Below are 16,649 nucleotides of genomic sequence, written 5' to 3'. Positions count from 1 at the left end.
GAGTCTAGGCGGGGTGCGGCAGCGCGGCGAATGATTCCTGCCTATCCGGGCGATAGGCAGGTGCGCCTGCGGATCAGAGGCGTAGCTGGCCGATGGCGCGGGTCAGATCGCCCGCCAGGTCGACCAGTTGCTGGCTGGTGGCCGCCGACTCGACGGTCTGCTGCACGGTGAGTTCGGTGACGTCGCGGATGCCCACCACCGAACGGGTCATCTCTTCCGCGACCTGGCTCTGCTGTTCCGCGGCGACGGCGATCTGCGTGTTGCTTTCACGCATCTGCGCCACCGCGTTGGCGATCGCCGCCAGCGCCTCGCCGGCGTCGCCGGCCTGGCTGACGCAACCGTCTGCCTTGAGCGAGCTTTCCTGCATGAACTCCACGGCGTCGCGGGTACCCGACTGCAGGGCGAGGATCATCTGGGTGATCTCGTCGGTGGAGTCCTGCACGCGACGGGCGAGGTTGCGCACCTCATCGGCCACCACGGCGAAGCCGCGGCCCATTTCCCCGGCCCGCGCGGCCTCGATGGCGGCGTTGAGGGCAAGCAGGTTGGTCTGTTCGGCGATGCCGTGGATCACGTTGACCACGCCGCTGATCTTCTGGCTGTCCTCGGCCAGCTTCTGGATCATCTCGGCGGTGTCCTGGACGCCCTGGGACAACCCGGCGATCGACGCGCTGACCCGGCTCACCGCCTGCTGGCCGGCGCCGGCCAGGCGGTCGGCTTCCTGCGACTGGTCACGGGTATCGGCGGCGTGCTGGGCGATATGGAAGACCGTGGTGGACATTTCGTTGATCGCGGTGGCGGTCTGGTCGGTCTCGCTCTGCTGGCCGAGCATGCCCTGGCGTACCTGGCCCATGCTGCGGGCCAGCGCCTGGGCGCCTTCGTCGAGCTTGGTAGCGGCCGCGGCGACGGTGCCGACGATGCGCTGGTAGCCGGCCTGCATGGCGTTGAAGGCGCTGGCCATCTGGCCGACTTCGTCGCGTCCCTGCAGCGGTACGCGAGCGGACAGGTCGCCGCTCTTTTCGACGTGCAGCATCACGTCCTTGAGGGTATGCAGGTGGGTGAGGATGAAGCGGATCAGCAGTTGCGAGGCCGCCAGCAGCGCCAGCATCAGCACCAGCACGGCGACGGCGTAAGCGCCGGCCCGGTCGGCGAAGACCTGCCACAGGTCGCTGGCCGGGGCAAGCACGGCGAAGCGCTGGCCGGAGCCGGTCTGGCCGACCCAGGCGCCGAGTAGCGGGGTATCGCCCTGGCGCGCGCCGGACAACTCGATCCAACCCTGCCCCTTGCCCAGCGCCTGGGCAGCGGTGCCGCCCAGGCTCGCGGCCTGTTCCAGCGGCAGCAGGTTGCTGCGGGCGGGCAGGGCGCTGCCCGCCGGCCAGCTCTGAACCAGCTCGCCCTCGGCGGCGGCGGCGCGCTGGGCGGAAGCGTTGCGCCCGGCGGCTTCCTGCTGCATGGCGAACAACACCAGCAGCAGGGTGGTGAAGAAGGCCACCGCGTTGACGGCCCAGAACTTGTATTTCAGTGGAATGTCGCTGATCCAGGTGCCCATAGGGGGATTTCTTCTTATCGGCAAGCTAATGGCAAGGCGCCATTATCTTGAAAGCTGAGTAAGGGGCAATCGTTGATGCGGGTCAACGAGACCGTTCGTCAGCTTAGCGGCCGATCCGCCGGGAGCTTGAGGGCGATCTCAGTCGATCGTCGGCAGGCCGAAGAACGCCCGCGCCGCGGCGCTGGTGTGAGCGGCCAGGCGCTCCGCGCTCTCGCCGCGATGGCGGGCCACGCAGTCGAGCACCTCGACCAGGTAGGCCGGCTCGTTGCGCCCGTTCTTCGGCTTCGGCCGCAGGCTGCGCGGCAGCAGGTAGGGCGCGTCGCTTTCCAGCATGAGACGGCCGACCGGGATCTCGCCTACCAGATCATGCAGGTGGGTGCCGCGGCGCTCGTCGTTGATCCAGCCGGTGATGCCGATGTGCAGGTCGAGGTCGAGGTAGCCATACAGCGCCCGGCGCTCGCCGGTGAAACAATGTACGACGGCGGCCGGCAGGCGATCGCGGAAGTCGCGCAGGATCGCCAGCAGGCGCTCGCTGGCGTCGCGTTCGTGGAGGAACACCGGACGCTGTAGCTCGACGGCCAGTGCCAGTTGTTCCTCGAGGGCCTTTTCCTGGGCCGGACGGGGAGAGAAGTCGCGATTGAAGTCGAGACCGCATTCGCCCACCGCGCGTACCCGCTGGTCGTCGAACAGGGCGCGCAGGCCGCGAGCGGTGTCGCCGTTCCAGTGGCTGGCCTCGTGGGGGTGGACGCCGGCGGTGGTAAACAGCCGGCCGCCCTCGTCGAGTTCGCCGCAAAGCTGCAGCGCCTGTTCGCTGTCGGCCAGGCTGGTGCCGGTGATCACCATCTGCACCACCCCGGCGGCGCGCGCGCGGGCGAGCAGTGCTTCACGTTCCGGGGCGAAGCTGGCGTGGGTCAGATTGACGCCGATATCGATGAGTTGCATGGTGCCTTCCTGGAATTCGCAGCGAGGCGGCGCCCCCTCGATCGCGCCGGACCCGCCGGGGGATGGGTGGCAAACCGCTTGTAGAACAATCCGTTATAATCGCAGATCGGGTTCTTCGGCGCCCGGATTATCTACCCAATGCCTCCGTTTGCAGCCGCTGTCGGAGAGGAACTTGCCAAGACTGCCATGCTCTGATTGATCCGGTCCCCCGGAGAGGGACATCGAGCCTGGCCTCTGGAGACCTGGATGACGCGTCTGTTGCTGCTTTCGCTTTGCCTGCTGGTGCTCGCACCCTTGCCGGCGGCTGCGCGCATCACCGGCCAGCCGGACAACTGGCACAAGGAACAGCCGGAGACCCGCGACCTGGCGAGCATCCGCCGCGCTGGCGTGCTCAAGGTGCTGGTCAACCAGAGCCGCAACAGCTCGGGCGAGGTGAAGGGCGAGCCGATCGGCGTCGAGTACCGTCGCCTGCGCGCCTTCGAGCAATACCTCAACAGCCGCTCGCCGTCCGCGCGGAACCTCACCCTCAAGCTCATACCCAAGCCCAAGGACCAGTTGCTTGCCGCCCTGCAGCGTGGCGAAGGCGACCTGGTCGCCCCCGGCGAACTGCTGCCGGCGCACGACGGCCTGCAGGTCAGCCCGAGCGCACCGGTGCGCGCCGATGTGCCGCTGGTGCTGGTGGCGCGCAAGGGCAACCGGCGCTACACGCGCCTGGAGCAGTTGTCCGGGCGGACCATCCCGCTGCCGGCCGGCAGCGCCGCCGAGGGCGCCATCGAACTGGTCAACCAGCGCCTGGCGCAACGCCGCATGGCACCGATCCGGATCGAAAAGCTGGACGCTTCCCTGGCCGTCGAGGATGTGATGGAAATGGTCCAGGCAGGCATCCTCGGCTTCACCGTGGTCGAGCAGCCCATCGCCGAACGCTGGGCCAAGGTGCTGCCGAAGCTGCGCGTCGACCGCCACCTGGTGCTGGACAATCGCGCCGACATGGCCTGGTACGTGCGCCGCGATGCCAGCACCCTGCGCGCGACCATCGACCGCTTCCTCGCCGACTACCGCGCGCCGGCCGACCAGGACGTGGCTTTCCAGCGCGTCTACCGGCGCGCCTACAAGGTCCGCAACCCCCTCGGCGCGGCGGACCGCAAGCGCCTGGAAGCGGTCCGTCCACTGCTGCAGCGCTACGCGCAGCAGAGCAGCATGGACTGGCTGGCGCTGGCGGCGGTGGCCTACAAGGAGTCGCACCTGAACCCGAAGGCGCGCGGTTCCGGCGGCGCCAGCGGGCTGATGCAGATCACCCCGGCGGCGGCGCGCAGCGTCGGGGTCGGCAATGTGCACGACAAGGACAGCAACGTGCTGGCCGCCAGTCGCTACCTGACCAAGATCCGCAAGCAGTTCTTCTCCAGCAAGCACCTCGACGAACGCGAGCGCCTGGCGTTCACCCTGGCGGCCTACAACATGGGCCCGGAGCGGGTGCAGAACCTGCGCACCCAGGCGCGTCGCCGGGGGCTCGATCCGAATCGCTGGTTCTTCCAGGTCGAGCGGGTGGCTGCGGAAGAGATAGGCATGGGTGTGGTGAGTTATGTCAGCAGCGTCAACAAGTACTACCTTGCATATGAACGCGAACGGGTTCGCCTGGAGCCCGGGGTGCGTGCGAAGACGGCGACGGCTCAAAAATAATCTATAAATTCGATATTGATAACGCGTTTTTTGCGGTTTTAATATCGAATTATCTTGCCTATAGTGTGCCCATCTTATCCCACACCTGAGGACGCACCATGAATCCACTGATCAAGACCATCCTGTCGACCAACGCCGGTGCCGGCCTGGCCATCCTGCGTATCGTCACCGGTCTTACCCTGATGTCCCACGGTTCGCAAAAGCTCTTCGGCATGTTCGGCGGCGCCGGCCTGAACGGCATGGCGCAGTGGTTCGAATCCATCGGCCTGACCCCTGGCTACCTGCTGGCGACCCTGGCCGGCAGCGCCGAGTTCTTCGGCGGCCTGGCGCTGGTGATCGGCCTGCTGGTGCGTCCGGCGTCGGTGGTGGTGGGCTTCACCATGATCGTGGCGATCTTCAGCGTGCACATCGGCAATGGCTTCTTCATCACCGACAACGGCTATGAATATGCCCTGACCCTGCTGATGATCAGCGTGGCGCTGCTGATCGATGGCGCCGGCAAGTTCTCGCTGGACGGCAAGCTGTCCCGCTGAACCGGGCTGGCGACGAAAAAGGGCGGACACCTTCGGGTGGCCGCCCTTTTTCGTTGCGGCGCGCAGCACAAGGTTTCCGCCTCGCCGGCCACGCCAGGGCTGCACCCCTGAGGGTAGCGTTATCCGCCGAAGCGCCCTTCGCCGCGTTCTTGGCGTTTCCGTGTCGGTCAGCGCTGCTCGGCCTGGCGCATCTGTTCCAGCGCGCCCAGGCGCAAGCGTTCCTGTTCGCTGAAGCGCTCCTCGGCCAGGCGTTCGACCGCCGCGCGGCGGTCGGCTTCGCTCAGCCCGGTATTGCCTTCGATCCGGCTCTTCTCGGCGAAATAGTCGTCCAGCCGGCCCTTCCAGGCCGAGCGTTGCCGATCGAGTTGCTCCAGGCGGGTGGTGGCTTCGGCGCCCACCAGTTGCTGACGCATCTGGCGGATGGCTTCCGGGCCGGCGCCAGCGGCCTGGAGGGCGGCGGTCTGCTGCTGCAGTTCGCTTTGCAGTTGCGGCAGCACGCTTTCCTGCTGGTCTTCCGGCAGGCTGGCGCGCAGGCGGTCGATGGCGGCGGCCTTTTCCTCGGCGCTGAGCTTGCCGTCCTGGCGGATCGCCAGGCGCTCCAGGGTGAACTGGTTGTAGGTTTCCTCGTCGGCGAAGAACGCCACGTGCGCTTCGTTGCTGAAGATCCGCGCGCGCAGGGCTTTCACCGCGGCTTCCCGCTGGCGCAGGGCGTCGAGGTCGGCCAGGCGCGGCAGGTCGCGTTCGAGCAGCACCAGTTCCTTCTTGTAGTCGATGTATTGCTGCATCAGCGCCAACGCCTGGCCGCGCGCCGGCTCCTGGAGTTCGGCGGCGATGTAGGCGCGCAGGCGGTCCAGGCTTTGCTGCAGGGGCTCTTCGCCGACGGCGCTGAGGAAGTAGTCGAACAGGTTGCGGATGTCGCGGGTGATCAGCAGGTTGCCGCTGGCGTCGACACTGAAACTGCCATCGACGCTGGTGCCCCTGAAGGAGGTTGGCAGCGGCGCGACCTTGGCCGGCATGACCTGGGGGGCCGGCACCGCTTCTCCCGCGGAGGCTGCTGGCGGGGCGTGGACTGCGCCCGCCTGCGCGCTGGCCGGGGGCGCCGTCTCGGGTGCGGGGGAAGGTTCCAGCCAGACGAACCAGGCCAGGCTGGCGGCGAACGCCAGTGGAATCAGCAGGAGGATTTTCTTCACGCGAGGGGGCTTCCGGGAAAGGGCCGGGGCCGAGGCCCCGGCCGGGGTCCTACAGGCTGGCGTTCTTCAGGCGGTTGGCGTGCTGGCGGTAGACGCTAACCGGGCTGGTCTCGAACAGGCTGGTGAGGCCGAAGACCTGGTTCACCTCGTCCAGGTGGTTCATCCGGTAGTTGTCGCGGATCACCATGCCCAGGTGCGAACTGCAGGTGCCGACCAGGCCGTCGTTGGCGGTGCCGTTCTTGAAGGTCAGCGACGAGGCGCCGAGGAAGGCGTCGCTCGGATCGAGGAAGTTGGTCAGCGGCGAGGAACCGCTCCAGGAGTAATAGCTCACGCCGTTGACCTTGTAGGCGCCTTCGCCGCAGGCCGAGGTGGGGATGCCCTGCGGGTACTTGGCGTTGAAGCGCGCGGCCCCCTCGCTGTTCAGCGACTCCAGCGAGCCCAGTGAATTCTGCGTACCGGCGCTGCCGCTGGAAAGGAAGCTGATCAGCGCGCCGAGGCTGTTGACCAGCCCGGAGAGGACTGCCTCGCCGGCCGAACCCGGTGGGATCTGGCGCAGGAAGTCGGCGGTGTCCGAACCCTTGTGCGGGGCGCCGACGCTGGTGGCGGAAGCGATCAGGTCGGGACGTACGGCGGCGACGTAGCGGATGGTCGGCCCGCCGTGGCTGTGGCCGATCAGGTTGACCTTGGGCTGGCCGCTGAGGGCGACGATTTCCTCCACCTGTTGCAGCAACTGCTCGCCGCGGACTTCCGAGGTGTCCAACTGGCTGACTTCGGTGACGTAGACCTGGGCACCGTCACGGCGCAAGGCGCTGGGAATGCCGAACCAGTAGTCGACCCCGAGGATATTGTCGAAGCCGAGCATGCCGTGGGCCAGCACGATGGGGTATTTGGTCTGGGTGTAGGTGCTGGCCTGGATCAGAGGGCTGGCAGCGAGAGAGGCGAGGCCGATGGCCAGGCCGAGGGGGAGCAGAGACTTCTTCTTCATGTTGTTCTCATCTCAGGTTGATGGGGCCGAGGGGCGCGTCCTGCCAGCCATCGCCCGAATCCTTCCGGGAGAACCGCTTCGCTGTCCCTTGCGCAGGAACCGTGCCAGCTTCGGCTTTTTTCCTCCAGGCCAGGAAATCCGCGGCTTCCTGGCGGCCGGTCATAACCTGCGTGGCAGAGCGGAAGAGGCGGGTTGTTACGGCGCGAAACGCTCGTTTGAATCTTCCCCGCACAACGCCCAGCGACCGAGTGTGCGGTAGCGCACGCCCGCGGCGTCGTTTTGCGAGCAAAACAGGCTGAAATGGTCGACCTGCCATACGAAGGTTGGGGGTGGCGGGACGTCCTCCAGCGGCGCGGCATCGCGAGCCAGGGTCAGATGGGCGCTGAATGGGCGGGTTTCCACGGGCAGCTCCAGTTCGGCAAGGCCGGAGCGCAGGGCGCGGCGCAGGAGGGCGCCGGGCGGTTGGCTGGGGGCCAGCAGCAGGATGCCGTTCCTCCAGCGCAGCAGGCGGTCGAGACACAGGTCGAAGGGCGCGGCCTCGATGGCCGCGGCCATGTCCAGCAGGGCCTCGAGCCGAGCGGACGGGACCTGCCCGAGGAAGGCCAGGGTCAGGTGCAGGTTCGCCGTCGCCACCTGGCGTCCGGGCAGTGGCTGGTCATCGCGCCACCGGCCGATCCGCTCGGCGAGGGGAGGTGGACAGGGCAGGGCGAAGAACAGGCGAAGAGAGCGATCGAGCATGGGCGCCTCCGCGTGTTTCTTGACAGTCTCCATGCGGCTTTTCTAGGATGCGCGTGCGCCGATTTAAACAGCAACTTGCGGGGCGCCCGGCAGCAGCCGAAATACCGCTAAAGCGCTGGCTCGGTGTTGCCTCTCACCGCTGTCCAGCGGGACCGAAGAGGCGGAGACATGACGTCATGACCTGTCCCAGCACGCAATTGCGCCTGGCACCCATCACCACCGGCCTGGTCCGGCGGAACCCGAGGATTCTCCTCAGCGGGCCGCACCAGCCGACCCTCGTCCGTTACCTCGAAGGCTGGCCGAAGCGCTGGAACGGTTCGCGTACCTTCCTTATCCAGTTCGCCCAGGACGGCAAGGACCTGGCGCGCTTCCCCAGCGACGCGTTCGACTTCGCCGTGGTCCAGGCCCCCGGGGCGGAAGACCTGGACCTGGTGGTCCGGCAACTGATCCGGGTCGCCCGCCAGGGCCTGATCACCCGCCGTATCCTGCGCTGAGCGCGTGGCCCCTCAGGGCGCCGGTGGATACTCGATCTCGACGACGAACCAGAGCTTTTCCCCGGCCGGGGTGCGCACCAGCACCTCGGCGTCCAGCTCCTTGCCGACCAGTGCGCGGGCGAGCGGCGAGTCGATGCTGATCTGGTTGTTGCGCAGGTCCAGTTCGTCGGGGCCGACGATGCGATAGCGGGCCTGCTCGCCGTCTTCGTCTTCCAGGGTCACCCAGGCGCCGAAGTACACCCGGTTCGGATCCGCCGGCCGCTCGCCGACCACTTTCAGGTTCTCCAGGCGCTTGCGCAGGAAGCGCACGCGGCTGTCGATCTCGCGCAGCATCTTCTTGCCGTAGATGTATTCGGCGTTTTCCGAGCGATCGCCGAGGGCGGCGGCTTCGCTGACCGCCTGGGTCACCTGGGGACGGCGCACGTGCCAGAGTTCATGCAGCTCTGCGCGTAACCGCGCGGCGCCCTCCGGAGTGATCAGCGGGGTGCCGGCGGTGCGCGGTGGACGATAGCGACTCATGGTTCGGGTGGTTCCACAAATGAACGGATGAAAGCCTGCCAGTGTATCCGATCAGCCCTCGCGCAGGACCCGCAGCGGGCTGCTGTTGAGGGCGCGACGGGTACCCAGCAGGCCGGCGCCGCCTACCAGCACGGCGCCTACCAGAGGCAGCGCGAGCAACCAGGGGTGCGCTTGCCACGGCAGGTCGAAGACCAGTCGGTAGAGCAGCAGGCTGACCGCCTCGCAGCCGAGCGCCGCGAGCAGGCCGCTGACTGCGCCGAGCAGGGCGAACTCGACCCGCCGGGTACGTTGCAGCAACTCGCGCTCGGCACCCAGCGCGCGCAGCAGGGCACCCTGGCGCACGCGCTCGTCGAGGGTCGCCTGGAGACCGGCGAAGAGCACCACGAAGCCCGCCGCGAGAACGAACACCAGCACGTACTCCACGGCCAGGGTGACCTGGTCGAGGATGCTCCGCAGCTGGCTCAGCAGGGCGTCTACCGGCAGCAGGGTGACGGTGGGGAAGGCGCGGGCCAGTTCGATCAGGTCGCGTTCCTGGCTGGCCGGCAGGTAGAAGCTGGTCAGGTAGGTCACCGGCAGGTCGGTCAGGGTGCCGGGCTGGAAGACCATGAAGAAGTTCGGCTGGAAATTGTCCCACTTCACCTTGCGCAGGCTCTGGACCTGGACCTCGCGATTCTGCCCGGCGACGCTGAAGGTGAGCCGGTCGCCGACCTGGATACGCAGGTTGGCGGCCAGCTTCTCTTCCACCGACACGCCGGGCAGGGCCCCCGGCTGCGGCGCGCTCCACCAGCGTCCGGCGGTGAGCTGGTTGCCGGAGGGCAGTCGCTCCGACCAGGTCAGGCCGAGGTCGCGCTGCAGGGCACGCTCGCTGCGCACGTCTTCGTCGAGCGCCTGGACCGGCTTGCCGTTCACCGCTACCAGGCGCCCGGGAACCATGGGGAACAGCGGCTCGGCGCCGGGGGAGAGCTTTTGCACGCGACGTTCGAAGGCGTCCTTTTCCGTCGGCAGGATGTTCAGGGCGAAATGGTTGGGGGCGTCCGGCGGCAACTGGGCCTGCCAGGTATCCAGCAGTTCGCCGCGAAGCAGGGCGATCAGGGCCATGGCCAGCAGGATCAGGCCGAAGGCCAGGCTCTGTCCGGCGGCGGCCAGCGGGTGCCGCAACAACTGGCCGAGTCCCAGCCGCCATGGCAGGCTGGCACGCGCCAGTGCCCGGCGCAGGCCGTTCAGGCCGAGCAGCAGGAGGGCGCCGAGCGCCAGCGTGGCGACCAGGCCGCCGCCGAGCAGGGCGAGGGTCAGCTTCAGGTCGAGACTCAACCGCCACATGATCAGGCCCAGGGCGAGCAGGGCGCAGGCGTAGGCCATCCAGGTGCGCATCGGCACCGGCAGCAGGTCGCTGCGCAGGACCCGCAACGGCGGTACCCGGCCCAGGGCTGCCAGCGGCGGCAGGGCGAAGCCGGCCAGCGCTACCAGGCCGGTGGCGATCCCGGCGAAGGCGGGGAACAGGCCGCCGGCCGGTACGTCCGGCGGCAGCAGCGTGGCGAGCAGGCGGAACAGGCCGAGCTGCGCCAACCAGCCGAGCAGGGCGCCGATGGCGCTGGCGAGCAGGCCCAGCAGCAACAGTTGCAGCGCGTAGAGGAGCAGGGTTTCGCTGCGCGACAGACCGAGGCAGCGCAGCAGCGCGCTGGCGTCGTAGCGCCGTGCAGCGAAACGAGCGGCGGACAGCGCCACGGCGACGCCGGCGAGCAGCACCGCGGCCAGGCTGGCCAGGTTCAGGTAGCGCTCGGCGCGGCCGAGGGCATCGCCCACCTGGCGGTTGCCGTCGCGGGCATCCTGCAGGCGCTGGTTGGCGGCGAGGCTGCCCTTGACCTGCTGGCGATAGGCCTGGAGGGCTTCCGGCGGGCCTTCCCACAGATCGCGGTAGCGCACCCGGCTGCCCGGCTGGACCACCCCGGTGGCATCGAGGTCGGCCAGGCTCATCATGGCGCGGGGCGTCAGGCTGTAGAAGTCGCCGGCGCGGTCCGGCTCGTAGGTAAGGATGCGCGCGATGCGCAGCGGCTTGCGGCCGATCTCGATGCTGTCGCCGACCTTCAGGTCGAGGCTGACCAGCAGGCGCGATTCGACCCATACCTCGCCCGCCTGCGGACGACCGCCGGCCTGCTCGGCGGCGAACGGCGCGGCAGCGCTCTTGAGCTGCCCGCGCAGGGGGTAGCGGTCGCCGACCGCCTTGATGCTGCTGAGCTGGATGCCCTGGTCGGTGGCGATCACGCTGGAAAACTCGACGCTGTCGGCGTGTCGCAGGCCCAGACGGGTGCCGCGTTCGATCTGTTCGGCGCTTGCCGGCTGGGTACCGTTGAGCACCAGGTCGGCGCCGAGGAACTCGGCGGCGCGGGCGAGCATGGCGCCGTTCAGGCGGGCGCTGAAATAGCCGATGGCGGTGCTCGAGGCGACCGCGATCAGCAGGGCGAAGAACAGCACGCGCAGCTCGCCGCTGCGCGACTCGCGGAACAATTGGCGAGCGGCGAGGCTCAGCAGGCGGGAGAGGGGCACCGGCTTCATCAGGGTTCGACCCGGTCGATCAGGCGTCCGCTTTCCAGACGGATCAGGCGCCGGCAGCGATGCGCCAGACGCTCGTCGTGGGTAACCAGGACCAGGGTGGTACCGCGTTCGCGGTTGAGTTCGAAGAGCAGGTCGCTGATCCGCTCGCCGGTGGCGCTGTCGAGGTTGCCGGTGGGTTCGTCGGCGAACAGCACGTCCGGCTCCGCCGCGAAGGCACGGGCAATGGCGACCCGCTGCTGCTCGCCGCCGGAGAGCTGGCGCGGATAGTGGCCCAGGCGTTGGCCGAGGCCGACTCGCTCGAGCAGTTCTCTGGCGCGCTGGCGAGCGTCGGCGCGGCCTTCCAGCTCCAGGGGCAGCATCACGTTCTCCAGCGCATCGAGGCTGTCGAGCAACTGGAACGACTGGAACACGAAGCCTACATGGGCCGCGCGGACGCGCGCCCGCTGGTCCTCGTCGAGGTCGCCGAGGGCGTGCCCGGCGAGACGGACCTCGCCGCCGCTGGGCTGGTCGAGCCCGGCGAGCAGGCCGAGCAGGGTCGACTTGCCGGAGCCGGAACTGCCGACGATCGCCAGGCTGTCGCCGCGGGCGAGGTCGAGGGAGAGGTCGTGGAGGATGGTCAACTTGCCTTCCGCGCTACCGACAACCTTGCTAAGGTTCTGCGCGTTGAGAATGCTGGCGCTCATGGAGGTTCCGATGCGTGCATTGCTGTTGAGCGGCTGCCTGGCCCTGGTCCTGCTGACCCAGCAGGCCGCGGCGCAGACGCTGTTGGTCGTGGGCGATAGTATCAGCGCCGCTTTGGGACTGGATACCAGCCAGGGCTGGGTCGCCCTGTTGCAGAAGCGCCTCGCCGACGAAGGTTACGACTACCGGGTGGTGAACGCCTCGATCAGCGGCGACACCTCCGCGGGCGGCCTGGCGCGCCTACCGGCGCTGCTTGCCGAGGAGAAGCCGGCGCTGGTGGTGATCGAGCTGGGAGGCAACGACGGGCTGCGCGGAATGGCGCCGGCGCAATTGCAACAGAATCTTGCCAGCATGGCGCAAAAGGCCCGGGCGGAAGGGGCGAAGGTGCTGCTGCTGGGTATCCAGTTGCCGCCGAACTACGGCCCGCGCTACATCGAGGCCTTTTCCAAGGTCTACGGCGCGGTCGCGGCGCAGGAAAAGACCGCCCTGGTGCCGTTTTTCCTCGAAGGGGTCGGCGGGGTCCAGGGGATGATGCAGGCGGATGGCATCCATCCGGCGCTCGCCGCCCAGCCGAGGCTCCTGGAAAATGTCTGGCCGACGCTGAAACCGCTGCTTTGAGACTTCCCCGGGAAACCGCTTTCGGCTAAGGTTGCGCACCCCTCAGGAGCCCCCCATGCCGCGTCCCGCCTGGACCCTCTACGCCTATCAACTGATCGAGCCCGACGATCAGCTGGACCTGTTCGCCTGTCGCGAGGTCCGGGTGCATGTGGTGGCGCGTCAGCTGGAGCTGGATACCCCGGCGGACCGCACGCTTTGCGGCAAGCTGCTGCCGGCCCAGCCGCGCTGGCAGCCGCTGGAACGGGCGCGTCTGCGCGACCGGCTGCTGTGTCCCGATTGCCGGAAACAACTGGAGGCGGAAAAGCGCGGGGAGCGCCTGTCCTGGTTGGTCTGAGCCCTCCCGGTGAAACCTGGCGGGGTGTTACACTGTCTTTCCTACTCCTTCATCGCACTCGCCAAGGATTCTCCGGAATGTTGTCGCGCGTACCCGTTGTCTCACTGTCTTTCGCCGCGCTGCTTTCGGCCGGCTCCGCATCGGCCCTGGAACTGCAGCTCCCGCCTCCGGGCGAGGACGTCGTCGGCCAGGTCCAGGTGATCAAGGCCAAGTACGAGGACACGTTCGCCGACCTCGGCGAGCAGTACAACCTGGGCTACAGCGAAATGGTCGCCGCCAACCCCGGCGTCGATCCCTGGTTGCCGGGCGTCGGCACCGAGGTGATCATCCCGACCCGCTTCGTGCTGCCGCCTGGCCCGCGCGAAGGCGTGGTGATCAACCTGGCCGAGTACCGCCTGTACTACTACCCGAAAGGGCAGAACGTGGTGCACACCTATCCGCTGGGCATCGGCCGCGAGGGCTGGGGTTCGCCGATCGCGAACACCCGCATCACTGCCAAGACCAAGGACCCGGCCTGGTATCCGCCGGCCTCGATCCGCGCCGAGCACGCCGCCGATGGCGATCCGCTGCCGACCGTGGTGCCGCCGGGCCCGGACAATCCGCTGGGGCCGTACAAGCTGACCCTGGGCGTGCCGGGCTACCTGATCCATGGTTCGAACAAGAAGTTCGGCATCGGCACCCGCACCAGCCATGGCTGCTTCCGCATGTACAACGCCGACGTGACCCACCTGTTCTCGATGATCAGCGTCGGCACCAGCGTGCGTATCATCAACGAGCCCTACAAGTTCGGCGTGAGCAACGGCAAGGTCTACCTGGAGGCGCATACGCCGCTGAACGACCATGGCGACCCGTCGGTGGTGGACAAGCACACCGCGGTGATCAACACCCTGCTCAAGCGCGACGACCTGGCCAAGCGTATCCAGTTGAACTGGGACGTGGTCCGCGAAGTGGTGGCCTCGGAGGATGGCGTGCCGGTGGAAATCGCCCAGGAATCGGCGCCGGCGATGACCGCGACGGTGGATAGCGATCCTACCCAGCTTACGCCCTGACGGAGAGCGTCGAGGCAGAGGCCCGCGTACCCGCAAGGGACGCGGGTTTTTTCATGCCCGGCGAAACGCAGGCATAAAAAAACCGGCCCCGAGGGACCGGTTTTCAACAGGTCGTGAGACCTATTACTTGCGGCTGGCTTTTTCCAGCATGCGCAGGGCACGCTCGTTAGCCTCGTCAGCGGTCTGCTGAGCTTTCTGAGCAGCGCCCAGAGCTTCGTCAGCCTTGCGATAGGCTTCGTCAGCGCGAGCCTGAGCACGAGCAGCTGCGTCTTCGGTAGCGGTCAGACGAGCTTCGGTTTCTTTGGAGTGGCTGCTGCAACCGGTGGCCAGAACAGCAGCCAGAGCCAGAGCAGAGAATTTCAGAACGTTGTTCATCGTGTTCCCCTTAAGGTGGACATTTCCATAACAGCAATCTCCCCAGCCGGGGAAATTAGCCGGCTACATACTACCCATTACTTGTAGTAAGTAAACTGACCAAGCGCAAGCCGAGCAACTTTTTTTTTAGTCCCCCCGACTTTAGCAGTAGTTGGAGTGTCGTTTGTTCAAAAAATATCCAGCGTGCGGCGCAAGTAAGCAATTTCCCGGACCTTGGGTAGAGTTGCTGCAAGAGGCGGGGGATGAGGGCTGCCGGGTTGTCGAGAATGTTCCGCCGGAGTGGCTGGCGCTTATCGACTTGGCGGGGAGTGGCAAGTAACAACTAAGTTGCCAGCATGTTGCCGGAAATGCCGTAAGTATTGGTGCGGAAATGAAAAAGGCCCGGCTAACTTGATTAGCCGGGCCTTCTTGCGATCTGGCGGTGAGGGAGGGATTCGAACCCTCGATACGGTTTCCCGTATACACACTTTCCAGGCGTGCTCCTTCAACCACTCGGACACCTCACCAGGTTCTCGACAGCGCCGTGTCTGTCGAGGCGCGCAATTTACTCGAACATTTCCCGCTTGGCAAATATTTTTTTAACTTTTTCATCGGCTTAGGTCGTCGGAGGAAAGTCCGCGGGGTGCCTTGGTAGACTGCCGGGCACGAAGAGGAGAGGCGGATGGCGAGCTGGGACATTTTCTGTAGCGTGGTCGACAACTATGGCGACATCGGCGTCACCTGGCGCCTGGCTCGCCAACTGGCCGCCGAGCACGGTCAGGCGGTGCGCCTGTGGGTGGACGAGCCGCAGGCCTTCGCCCGGATCTGTCCGCGGGCGGACCCGGCGGCGCACGTGCAGTGCCTGGATGGGGTCGAAGTGCGTGCCTGGGGCCGGCCGTGGGCATCGGTGGTGGCGGCCGACGTGGTGATCGAGGCCTTCGCCTGCGAACTGCCGGAGGCGCACCGGCAGGCCATGCGCGAGCGCGAGCGGCCGTCCCTGTGGCTGAACCTGGAGTACCTGAGTGCCGAGGAATGGATCGGCAGTTGCCACGCATTGCCGTCGCTGCAGGCGTGCGGGCTTTCCAAGTACTTCTTCTTTCCCGGGTTCCGCGAGCCCAGTGGCGGCCTGTTGCGCGAGGCCGGCCTGCTGGAACGTCGGCGCCGTTTCCAGGCCTCTGCCTCGGCGCAGGATGAGTTTCTCGCCTCCCTCGGCGTGCGGCGGAAGGTTGGCGAGCGACTGATTTCGCTGTTTGCCTACGAAAACCCGGCGCTGCCTGGCTGGCTGGAACAACTGCGCGACGCCCGCCAGCCGAGCCTGCTGCTGGTGCCGGAGGGGCGGGTGCTGGCGGATGTCGCCGATTGGCTGCGGGTGGCTACGCTGGCCGTCGGGGACGTCCACGTGCGCGACGCGTTGCGGGTCCAGGTGCTGCCGTTCATGGCGCAGGACGACTACGATCGCCTGTTGTGGTGCTGCGACCTGAACGCGGTGCGCGGCGAGGACTCCTTCGTTCGCGCGCAGTGGGCGGGACGGCCGCTGCTCTGGCACATCTATAGACAGGAAGAGGAGGCGCACCTGGCGAAGCTCGAGGCATTCCTCGAACTCTATTGCGCCGGCCTGCCCGCCGACCTGGCGGAAAACCTGCGCACCTTCTGGCTGGCGTGGAACGTCGGCGGTGGACTTGCCGGGGCCTGGGAGGGGCTGGAGAGGCAACTGCCCGAGTGGCGTAGGGAAGCGCAGCGCTGGGCCGACGAACAGGGCATGCGTCCGGATCTTGCGGCAAGGCTGGTGCAATTTTACGCAGATTGGCTATGATACGCGGCCTGATTTTTTGTCTTTCATCCATCGGATATTCGTATGAAAACCGCTCAAGAGTTCCGCGCCGGCCAGGTTGCCAACATCAATGGCGCTCCCTGGGTCATCCAGAAGGCCGAGTTCAACAAGTCCGGCCGTAACGCTGCCGTCGTCAAGATGAAGCTGAAGAACCTGCTGACCGGCGCCGGTACCGAGACCGTGTTCAAGGCCGACGACAAGCTGGAGCCGATCATCCTCGATCGCAAGGAAGTGACCTACTCCTACTTCGCCGACCCGCTGTACGTCTTCATGGACAGCGAGTTCAACCAGTACGAGATCGAGAAAGACGATCTGGAAGGCGTGCTGACCTTCATCGAAGACGGCATGACCGACATCTGCGAAGCCGTGTTCTACAACGACAAGGTGATCTCGGTAGAGCTGCCGACCACCATCGTTCGCCAGATCGCCTACACCGAGCCGGCCGTCCGCGGCGACACCTCGGGCAAGGTGATGAAGACCGCGCGCCTGAACAACGGCGCCGAGCTGCAGGTTTCCGCGTTCTGCGAAATCGGCGACTCGATCGAGATCGATACCCGCACCGGCGAGTACAAGTCCCGCGTCAAGGCCTGATCCTTTCGCGCGAC

General features: G+C 67.0%; 17 protein-coding genes and 1 tRNA gene. 8 read left to right on the top strand and 10 right to left on the bottom strand.

The genetic code is table 11. The features are described 5' to 3' along the window. Positions 1 to 73: 73 nt before the first annotated feature. A complete protein-coding gene (locus HMPREF2914_RS03335) occupies positions 74 to 1,546 on the bottom strand; it encodes a methyl-accepting chemotaxis protein (RefSeq protein ID WP_003110283.1) in 1,473 nt (490 codons plus the stop codon). Positions 1,547 to 1,684: 138 nt separating this feature from the next. Beyond that, complete coding sequence (locus HMPREF2914_RS03330) at positions 1,685 to 2,488, bottom strand: TatD family hydrolase (protein WP_023091609.1); 804 nt, start codon at positions 2,486 to 2,488, stop codon at positions 1,685 to 1,687. A gap of 246 nt (positions 2,489 to 2,734) precedes the next feature. Here HMPREF2914_RS03330 and HMPREF2914_RS03325 point away from each other — a divergent pair, with 246 nt between their 5' ends. Beyond that, positions 2,735 to 4,165 (top strand): MltF family protein, encoded by a 1,431-nt coding sequence (locus HMPREF2914_RS03325; protein WP_003138728.1) that lies wholly within the window; start codon positions 2,735 to 2,737, stop codon positions 4,163 to 4,165. A 98-nt stretch (positions 4,166 to 4,263) separates the two neighbouring features. Next, complete coding sequence (locus HMPREF2914_RS03320; protein WP_003090958.1) at positions 4,264 to 4,698, top strand: DoxX family protein; 435 nt, start codon at positions 4,264 to 4,266, stop codon at positions 4,696 to 4,698. A 167-nt stretch (positions 4,699 to 4,865) separates the two neighbouring features. Here HMPREF2914_RS03320 and HMPREF2914_RS03315 read toward each other — a convergent pair whose 3' ends face one another. The 3 genes from HMPREF2914_RS03315 to thpR all read right to left on the bottom strand — a co-directional run bounded on the left by HMPREF2914_RS03315 (position 4,866) and on the right by thpR (position 7,611). Then, complete coding sequence (locus HMPREF2914_RS03315) at positions 4,866 to 5,888, bottom strand: lipase secretion chaperone (protein ID WP_003160579.1); 1,023 nt, start codon at positions 5,886 to 5,888, stop codon at positions 4,866 to 4,868. Positions 5,889 to 5,937: 49 nt separating this feature from the next. Continuing rightward, the gene (gene lipA, locus HMPREF2914_RS03310; RefSeq protein WP_014602739.1) at positions 5,938 to 6,873 is read right to left on the bottom strand and encodes a triacylglycerol lipase; all 936 of its coding nucleotides are present in this window, start codon (positions 6,871 to 6,873) and stop codon (positions 5,938 to 5,940) included. A gap of 195 nt (positions 6,874 to 7,068) precedes the next feature. Next, positions 7,069 to 7,611: an RNA 2',3'-cyclic phosphodiesterase gene (thpR, locus tag HMPREF2914_RS03305; RefSeq protein ID WP_023091610.1), complete on the bottom strand. Its 543-nt coding sequence runs from the start codon at positions 7,609 to 7,611 to the stop codon at positions 7,069 to 7,071. A gap of 176 nt (positions 7,612 to 7,787) precedes the next feature. Between thpR and HMPREF2914_RS03300 the strand changes: the two genes are divergently transcribed. Next, positions 7,788 to 8,105, top strand: a complete 318-nt coding sequence (locus HMPREF2914_RS03300) for a hypothetical protein (protein ID WP_003090952.1) — start codon at positions 7,788 to 7,790, stop codon at positions 8,103 to 8,105. 12 nt (positions 8,106 to 8,117) lie between these two features. On the opposite strand, the gene greB is transcribed toward HMPREF2914_RS03300, so the two are convergent. The 3 genes from greB to HMPREF2914_RS03285 are packed head-to-tail and all read right to left on the bottom strand — an operon-like array spanning position 8,118 to position 11,860. Next, positions 8,118 to 8,624, bottom strand: coding sequence for a transcription elongation factor GreB (gene greB / locus HMPREF2914_RS03295; RefSeq protein WP_003090951.1), 507 nt, complete (start codon positions 8,622 to 8,624; stop codon positions 8,118 to 8,120). 51 nt (positions 8,625 to 8,675) lie between these two features. Then, entirely contained in the window at positions 8,676 to 11,168 is a 2,493-nt protein-coding gene (locus HMPREF2914_RS03290; protein ID WP_078452310.1) for an ABC transporter permease, read from the bottom strand. 8 nt (positions 11,169 to 11,176) lie between these two features. Then, complete coding sequence (locus HMPREF2914_RS03285; protein WP_003090949.1) at positions 11,177 to 11,860, bottom strand: ABC transporter ATP-binding protein; 684 nt, start codon at positions 11,858 to 11,860, stop codon at positions 11,177 to 11,179. 10 nt (positions 11,861 to 11,870) lie between these two features. On the opposite strand from HMPREF2914_RS03285, the gene tesA reads away from it, so the two are divergent. The 3 genes from tesA (at position 11,871) to HMPREF2914_RS03270 (ending at position 13,859) form a co-directional block, all read left to right on the top strand. Then, positions 11,871 to 12,476, top strand: coding sequence for an esterase TesA (gene tesA / locus HMPREF2914_RS03280; protein ID WP_003119867.1), 606 nt, complete (start codon positions 11,871 to 11,873; stop codon positions 12,474 to 12,476). A gap of 55 nt (positions 12,477 to 12,531) precedes the next feature. Next, positions 12,532 to 12,810, top strand: a complete 279-nt coding sequence (locus tag HMPREF2914_RS03275; protein WP_003090947.1) for a hypothetical protein — start codon at positions 12,532 to 12,534, stop codon at positions 12,808 to 12,810. Between the two features lie 77 nt (positions 12,811 to 12,887). Continuing rightward, entirely contained in the window at positions 12,888 to 13,859 is a 972-nt protein-coding gene (locus HMPREF2914_RS03270; protein ID WP_003090946.1) for a L,D-transpeptidase family protein, read from the top strand. A 123-nt stretch (positions 13,860 to 13,982) separates the two neighbouring features. On the opposite strand, the gene oprI is transcribed toward HMPREF2914_RS03270, so the two are convergent. Continuing rightward, positions 13,983 to 14,234, bottom strand: coding sequence for an outer membrane lipoprotei OprI (gene oprI / locus HMPREF2914_RS03265; protein ID WP_003090944.1), 252 nt, complete (start codon positions 14,232 to 14,234; stop codon positions 13,983 to 13,985). Between the two features lie 416 nt (positions 14,235 to 14,650). Further along, positions 14,651 to 14,740, bottom strand: a tRNA-Ser gene (locus HMPREF2914_RS03260). Positions 14,741 to 14,895: 155 nt separating this feature from the next. On the opposite strand from HMPREF2914_RS03260, the gene earP reads away from it, so the two are divergent. Both earP and efp read left to right on the top strand, forming a co-directional pair. Continuing rightward, positions 14,896 to 16,026, top strand: a complete 1,131-nt coding sequence (earP, locus tag HMPREF2914_RS03255) for an elongation factor P maturation arginine rhamnosyltransferase EarP (protein WP_023091612.1) — start codon at positions 14,896 to 14,898, stop codon at positions 16,024 to 16,026. A gap of 42 nt (positions 16,027 to 16,068) precedes the next feature. Beyond that, positions 16,069 to 16,635 (top strand): elongation factor P, encoded by a 567-nt coding sequence (gene efp, locus HMPREF2914_RS03250; protein WP_003090942.1) that lies wholly within the window; start codon positions 16,069 to 16,071, stop codon positions 16,633 to 16,635. Positions 16,636 to 16,649 lie beyond the last annotated feature (14 nt).

The organism is Pseudomonas sp. HMSC067G02 (genome assembly GCF_001813485.1).
Taxonomy (GTDB): domain Bacteria; phylum Pseudomonadota; class Gammaproteobacteria; order Pseudomonadales; family Pseudomonadaceae; genus Pseudomonas; species Pseudomonas aeruginosa.
Note: the sequence above shows the minus strand (reverse complement) of the source record. Positions and strands in the feature narration are given on the sequence as shown.

Bases quoted from the DNA above. Each gene is read 5' to 3' on its own strand.
- greB (WP_003090951.1), bottom strand. From the start codon at position 8,624: ATGAGTCGCTATCGTCCACCGCGCACCGCCGGCACCCCGCTGATCACT.
- oprI (WP_003090944.1), bottom strand. From the start codon at position 14,234: ATGAACAACGTTCTGAAATTCTCTGCTCTGGCTCTGGCTGCTGTTCTG.
- tesA (WP_003119867.1), top strand. From the start codon at position 11,871: ATGCGTGCATTGCTGTTGAGCGGCTGCCTGGCCCTGGTCCTGCTGACC.
- HMPREF2914_RS03335 (WP_003110283.1), bottom strand. From the start codon at position 1,546: ATGGGCACCTGGATCAGCGACATTCCACTGAAATACAAGTTCTGGGCC.
- lipA (WP_014602739.1), bottom strand. From the start codon at position 6,873: ATGAAGAAGAAGTCTCTGCTCCCCCTCGGCCTGGCCATCGGCCTCGCC.
- HMPREF2914_RS03330 (WP_023091609.1), bottom strand. From the start codon at position 2,488: ATGCAACTCATCGATATCGGCGTCAATCTGACCCACGCCAGCTTCGCC.
- HMPREF2914_RS03325 (WP_003138728.1), top strand. From the start codon at position 2,735: ATGACGCGTCTGTTGCTGCTTTCGCTTTGCCTGCTGGTGCTCGCACCC.
- earP (WP_023091612.1), top strand. From the start codon at position 14,896: ATGGCGAGCTGGGACATTTTCTGTAGCGTGGTCGACAACTATGGCGAC.
- HMPREF2914_RS03275 (WP_003090947.1), top strand. From the start codon at position 12,532: ATGCCGCGTCCCGCCTGGACCCTCTACGCCTATCAACTGATCGAGCCC.
- HMPREF2914_RS03270 (WP_003090946.1), top strand. From the start codon at position 12,888: ATGTTGTCGCGCGTACCCGTTGTCTCACTGTCTTTCGCCGCGCTGCTT.
- HMPREF2914_RS03300 (WP_003090952.1), top strand. From the start codon at position 7,788: ATGACCTGTCCCAGCACGCAATTGCGCCTGGCACCCATCACCACCGGC.
- efp (WP_003090942.1), top strand. From the start codon at position 16,069: ATGAAAACCGCTCAAGAGTTCCGCGCCGGCCAGGTTGCCAACATCAAT.
- thpR (WP_023091610.1), bottom strand. From the start codon at position 7,611: ATGCTCGATCGCTCTCTTCGCCTGTTCTTCGCCCTGCCCTGTCCACCT.
- HMPREF2914_RS03320 (WP_003090958.1), top strand. From the start codon at position 4,264: ATGAATCCACTGATCAAGACCATCCTGTCGACCAACGCCGGTGCCGGC.
- HMPREF2914_RS03285 (WP_003090949.1), bottom strand. From the start codon at position 11,860: ATGAGCGCCAGCATTCTCAACGCGCAGAACCTTAGCAAGGTTGTCGGT.